Origin of the sequence: Rhodococcus sp. Q (genome assembly GCF_005503035.1) — a bacterium.
Taxonomy (GTDB): Bacteria; Actinomycetota; Actinomycetes; order Mycobacteriales; family Mycobacteriaceae; genus Rhodococcus_G.
In genome coordinates, this window is record NZ_SCOY01000017.1 from 101,149 (window position 1) to 107,324 (window position 6,176).

Sequence of the window (6,176 nt, forward strand, 5' to 3'; positions counted from 1 at the left end):
GGGACTGACGGTCACACGGCGGGAACGGGTACCGGAGCCGTGCGTGGCCGGCCCAGGAACGCCGACTCGGCCGAGGTGCTCACCATCGTGAGGTCGTGGCGGGAACCCGCCGCCCACAGCACGATCCGGTTGCCGTGGCCACCGGGCTGCAGCAGCGCGACGGTCGCACTCCCGGGCATGGGTGTGTCGCCGACGTGGACTGCGGTGACGCCCGCCGGGATCGGGGACGGCGGGGTGCCGTCGAAGACCTGGGCGGTCGTCCCGCCGGGCGCATCGCCCGCACCGACGAGGGACAGGCGCGCGGCGTCGCCGACCGATCCGACGAAGTCGCGCCATACCTGCGGGCGGTTGCTGTGCACGGCGATCCGGGCGCCGGTGGCGAGTGCCCGGAGCAGCACCTGCTGAGCCAGGTACGGTTCGCCGATCAGGTCCACCCGACCGATGTCGGGTCCGACGATGCGAACCGTCACGCCGCGACCGTCGGCGTCGGATCCGACGAGCTGGCCGCAGCCGCCACGCGAGAGCGTCACCGATTCCAGGTCCGAGACCTCGACGTCCGCGAACGTCGTGAGCGAGTCGAGGGCGGAAGCGCACCCCGGTTGGTGGGAGGCCAGTGCGGAGGCGTCCCGCCCGGTCGTGGGCGCAACACCGGAAATCGGCGGACGTTCGGGAAGTGCCGTCGCGGTGAAGCGACACGACGCTGCGAGCCGAGCCGCCGCGGCCCCGCCGGGACGGATGCGGACGGTGACCGTGGTCGCCTCGGTTCGGACGGCCCAGACATCGGTGAGGACACCGGACGTCAGCAGGCGTGGGTCGAGTGAGTATCCCGTGTTCACGCCCTCCGGCAGGGTGAGGTGCCCCCACGCGCGGGGCGCCGACCACGGGTCGACGCCGGCGGTGATCAGGTTTCGGGCAGAACGGATTTCGGTCGCGGACAGGACGCGGGTCGCGGTGCCGAGATGCGACAGCGTGCGGGTGATGCGCTGGGTCGCCACCGACAGCGCACGCGTGGCGCCTTCGGCGCCTCCGCCGCGCAGCGCGACCGATCGGGCCTGCTCCGCTGCGTCGAATCGCACCACCAGCCAGACGGAACGGGTTGCGATCGCGGGCAGGGGCCCGACGAGTTCGCTGTAGACACGAGCGGACGGTGAACGACGGTCGACCCGGCGTCCGTGCGCGACGACGTCGATGCCTGCCAGTGAGATGTCGTGCTGAGTAAGAGATTCCGCGAGAGCCGACAGAGGAAGCGGATGGTCGTCGACGATCTCGTCGCGGCCCAGCCGTGTCACTCCGCCCTGTGGTGGAAGTACCTCGATCACCGAACTGACGGTCCCGCGGTCCCACACCATGCCGGTCACGGTGCCGTCGGCCGAAGCGGAGTCGGTGATGACGGGCTCGGCGGCGCGTCCGGTGCGATACCGGGCGGCGGTCACCATCCAGTCCAGCACCGATCGGCGGCGCACGGGTATCAGGCACACGACGGCCGGGACGGAGGCGGCGAGGAGGGCCTGCCACCAGATCATCCCGGCGCAGGTCGCGATCACCGCGACCGCGAGCGCAACGAATTGCGCTGTGATCAGTGCAGGTATCGCGGGAACAAGGTGGCTGCGCCAACGCGTCACATTCGTCCCCCTGGTAGACCCGGACGCCCCCACGGCCCGGATTCCGCGGACTGTACTCTGTGCCCCCGTAGTGCGGGCCAAGCGGGGGAGGCAACATGGCAGCACAGCCGACGACACGGTGGCAGGTGAGTGGATATCGCTTCCTGGTGCGCCGGATGGAACACGCACTGGTACGCCGGGACGTGCGTATGCTGCACGATCCCATGCGCAGCCAGTCGCGTGCGCTCGCCGTCGGTGCGCTGCTGTCGCTGCTGGTGGTGGCGGGATGTGGCGCGTTGGCGCTGATTCGGCCGCAGGACAGCATCGGCAGTGCCCGAATCGTGGTGGGCAAGGAGTCCGGCGCGATGTTCGTCGTCGTCGACGAAACCCTGCACCCCGTACTCAATCTCGCATCGGCTCGGCTGATCGTGGGAAGTGCCGACCGGCCCGTGATCGTGAAGGAATCCGAGTTGGGCACCCGTCCGCGCGGTGCCCTGCTCGGCATCCCCGGCGCCCCGTCGGCACTGCCGCACCAGGACCCGGGCGCGTGGACCCTGTGCGATTCGATCGCGCCCGGCGGCGCCCGTGCCGTGAGCACGACGATCGTCGTCGGTGGCCCCCGACTCGGGGACGGCGCCGACGAGCTCGACTCCGGTGAGGCACTCCTCGTTCAGAGCCTGGACGGAACGTGGCTGGTGCACAACGGAACCCGCAGTCGCGTCGACCTCGGCGACCACGCGGTATCCCTCGCATTCGACCTGGAAGGAATCGTGCCCCGGCCGATGAGCGAGGGCCTCCTCTCGGCGATCCCCGAGGCACCGGCACTGGTTCCGCCTGCGATCCGGGACGCGGGCCAGGAACCGGCGTATCCGATGGACGGCAAGCCGATCGGGTCGGTGGTGCAGGTCCAGGACGCGAAGGAGACCCGCTACTACGTGGTCCTCTCCGACGGCCTGCAGCGTGTCGGGCGGGCGACCGCAGACCTGATCAGGTTCGCGGATTCGCACGGTGTCACGGAGATGGACGCCGTGGCGCCGGATGTAGTGGCCCGTCCGCCGCAGTCGTCTGCGCTGCCGGTCGGGACGTTCCCCGAGACCCCGCCGCGAATCGTCGACGCCCACAGCGAGCCGGTCGGCTGCCTGATGTGGCGGCCCGTACCAGGCGACGGAGGCATTCGGGCGACCATTGCCGTCGTCGCGGGAAACACCCTTCCCCTGCCTGCCGGGGCGAAGCCGGTGACACTCGCGCAGAGTGACGGTCCGGGGAGCATGGCCGATCAGTTCTACGCCGGCCCGGGAAGCGGTGCCCTCGTCCACTCGACCGGAATCACTCCGTCCAGCGAACGCCAGGGTGCACTCTTCTTCGTCGCCGACACCGGCGTGCGCTACGGCATCGAGAATCGAGACAGCGCAACGTTGCTCGGCTTCCCAGAGGAGTCGATCCCGGCGCCGTGGCCGATCCTCGGACTGCTGGCGCCGGGGCCGCGCCTCGGACGGGAAGATGCACTCCTCGCACACGACGGTGTGGCCCCCGACGATCAGCCGATGGACGTCCCCGCCCCCTGAGTACTTGTACGACTGGGTCGCTGAGTGCTTGCACCGCTGTGCCGCTGAGTTCCTGTACGGCTGTGCCGCTGAGTACTCGTACGGCTGTGCCGCAGTGGAACCGAGGCGAGCAGGCCGATCATCAGCAGTGCGGCCACCACTGCCGCCCCGACCAGGGCCACCGCCCGGGGTCGATTGTCCGGCGGCGGGGCCTGCTCGGGTACCGGCAGCGCCACCGACTGCGGCTCGGTCGGCACCGCGGGTCCGGTCGCGGTGACCGCAGCGAGTGGGTCGACGACACCGTGCCCGACGAACGGATCCCATCCGCCGGCAGGTGCATGGGCGGTCTCCTCGATCCTTGCGATCACCTGCGCCGCGGACAGTTCCGGGTGACGTGCCCGGATCAGCGCGGCGGTCCCCGACACGTAGGGCGCCGCGAAACTGGTCCCCTCGATCCTGCCGCCGTTGACGGAGTCGGTCAGCCCGGCGTCGTGCAGGCGTCGCGGATCCAGGGAGGTCACGGCGACGCCGGGTGCGGCCACGTCCACCCACGGTCCCGGGACGGTGAAGGCGCTCGGTGCTCCGTCGAGATCGACCGACCCGACCGTGAGCACCTGGTCGTCGTACCACGCGGGGGTCGCGACGGTGACCACGTCGTCCCACGGGTTCGACTGCGGCCGCGCCGGGTCGAGCGGCGGATTCGGTTCCTTGCAGAGTTCTCCGAGATTCCCTGCGGCGGCGACGATCACCGCGTCCTTGACGCGAGCCGCGTAGTCGATCGCGGCGCCGAGCGCACGGTGATCGCCTGCGGACGGCGACACGCATGCGACTTCGGAGATGTTGATGACGCGCGCACCTCGATCGGCGGCGAAGCGGACGGCGGATGCCAGTGTCGTCAGGGTGCCGACGCCGCGTGCGTTCTGTTCGTCGGGGTCGCGGTTGGCGCCGACCCGGCGAAAGACGGCGCTGGACTGCCGGATCGTCAGGATCCGGGCGTCGGGTGCAACGCCCGCGAACCCGCTGGACTCGGATCGGCGAGCGGCGATGATCCCTGCGACGAGCGTGCCGTGTGCGTCGCAGTCGGACGTGCCGTCACCGGCGGAGACGAAGTCGGCGCCGGCTTCGAGGCCGGGCAGGCGCGGGTGCGGTTCGACGCCGGTGTCGATCACGGCAACGAGCTGGCCGGCGCCGGTGGACAGGGGCCAGACGGCATCCAGGTCGAGTGCCCGCTGCGGTGCCGGAGTCGGCCGCGGATCGGCCACTTCCGACGTCTGGTTACACGGGTCGCGAAGTTCGGTGGGCGGTGGGGGAATGTTCGCGGGGGGAAGTGCGCCCGGATCGATCGTGGGCGGCGCGACGGCGACGGCGGTGGCCGGGAACGCCGTCGTCAGCGTGGCCGCCAGGATGCCGGTCGCCAGAACGCGTGCGATCCGCCCGGCTTCCATCACAGTCCACGCATTGCCGCGAACAGTCCCGCGACCCAGCAGGTCAGGGGTAGCACGGCAGCGATCGCGGCGTAGTCGATCAATTCGGAGGCGCGCCGCTGGACCGGCGAGAACTCGTGGCGCGGAGCAACGACACCGAGCGCGAGCGCCACTCCGACTCCAAGGGTCGCGAGTACGAGAATGACAGGCGCCCAACCTGGTTCGGTGACCGCGGCGCTGCCCAGGAGGAGAATGAGGATCAGCGAACCGGATCCGATGAGCGGTGCCGCCTGCGACAGGCTGGCGTACGTCCGGCCGCGGAACGTCAACACCAGGGCCGCGACCGCGGCGAGAGCGAACCCGGGCCAGTCGACCGCGCAGAAGGCATCGGCCGCGATCAGCGCTCCTGCGGCGGTGGTGACTGCCGCGGAACACACCAGTCCTGTCAGGTGGCCGCGGGCTCGCCTGGCCTTCTCCTCGAGACCGGCGAACGACGGCAGCGGCGAGTCGCCCTCCTCGGCTGCCTCCTCGCTGTCCAGGGGTGAGCCCGGAGACGGAACCGGTGGCAGCGGCAGCTTGGCGAGCAGCATCGCGATCCGCGGTGCACACGCGAGCAGCACCAGCGCCGTCGCGGTCACGATCGCGCCGATCGCCTGGTCCGGCAGGTCCGTCAGCACGGAGATTCCTGCTGCGCCCGCGGCCACGACCGCCGTCGTCGAGACCGCAACTGCGACACCGATACCGACGCCACTCATGCGGGCCGCGAGCACCGCGAACGCACCGCAGGTGACGGTGCCGAGCAGTAGTGCAGACGCGCCCGGTTCGCCGGGAACGACCAATGCGCCGGCCGCGAACGCCGGGGCGAGAGCGGCGGCCCACAGCGTCAACGCCGAACCCCGGTCGTGATAGACCCGGGCGACGACGGTGCCCGCGGCGACCAGCAGTACCGCGACCACGAGGGCGGCGATCATGCCGGTGGGCCCGGAGTCCTGGCGCCTCGCGAGCAGCACCGCCAGTGCCCCGACGAGCGTCAGGGCGACCGCCGTCGCCGATCCCGCGATCCGCGCGGAAGCGGGTGTCCAGCGACGGAACGTGTCGGCTTCGACGGCCGCGACGTTGTGCATCAGGTCGTCGAACAGCGGGGCGGGAGCCGAGCGGTCGGCCGTCTGCAGCAGGAGCAACTCACCGTCCCGGACGCGGTGGTCGGAAAGCGACCCCGTCGGATCGAGCGCGGACCTGCCGAGTCTGCCGAGCGTCCACTCGGTCGGTCCCGCTGTACGACTCCGCACGGTGGACGGGTCGCCGTGCGCGTCGAGGACGGACACGACCTCGGGAATCAGCAGCGCCAATGGCGCGCTCGCAGGCAACGCCAGATCGACCTGTACGTGATCGGCGAGAATCGTCACCCTGCACAGGTCGGTGCGCTCTTCCGAATTGACGCCGATCGCCACGAATCCCCCTCGAACTCGACTTCACTTCGGCACTGCCCCAGCCGTGCCGCCCCCACTGCGAAACTGCGCGAACTCTACGGCAGGGCTGGGTCGGGGCGGGTCGCGGGTTGACCGGGACATGCGTTAGTGTCCATCGCTCGTACGCCTGTCGGGGGA

Annotated in this window: 4 protein-coding genes; 1 reads left to right on the forward strand and 3 read right to left on the reverse strand. The window is 70.8% G+C overall.

Annotated elements, in window-relative coordinates; all coding sequences use genetic code 11:
* Positions 1–11: 11 nt before the first annotated feature.
* Positions 12–1,622, reverse strand: coding sequence for a type VII secretion protein EccE (gene eccE, locus FFS72_RS16805; protein WP_171018718.1), 1,611 nt, complete (start codon positions 1,620–1,622; stop codon positions 12–14).
* Positions 1,623–1,717: 95 nt separating this feature from the next.
* On the opposite strand from eccE, the gene eccB reads away from it, so the two are divergent.
* Positions 1,718–3,166: a type VII secretion protein EccB gene (eccB, locus tag FFS72_RS16810; protein ID WP_137874996.1), complete on the forward strand. Its 1,449-nt coding sequence runs from the start codon at positions 1,718–1,720 to the stop codon at positions 3,164–3,166.
* On the opposite strand, the gene mycP is transcribed toward eccB, so the two are convergent.
* Both mycP and eccD read right to left on the reverse strand, forming a co-directional pair.
* Positions 3,139–4,590, reverse strand: coding sequence for a type VII secretion-associated serine protease mycosin (gene mycP, locus FFS72_RS16815; protein WP_137874997.1), 1,452 nt, complete (start codon positions 4,588–4,590; stop codon positions 3,139–3,141). The two genes, eccB and mycP, sit on opposite strands and share 28 nt — an antisense overlap.
* A complete protein-coding gene (gene eccD, locus FFS72_RS16820; protein WP_137874998.1) occupies positions 4,590–6,020 on the reverse strand; it encodes a type VII secretion integral membrane protein EccD in 1,431 nt (476 codons plus the stop codon). Before eccD ends, mycP begins: the two co-directional genes overlap by 1 nt.
* Between the last annotated feature and the right edge of the window lie 156 nt (positions 6,021–6,176).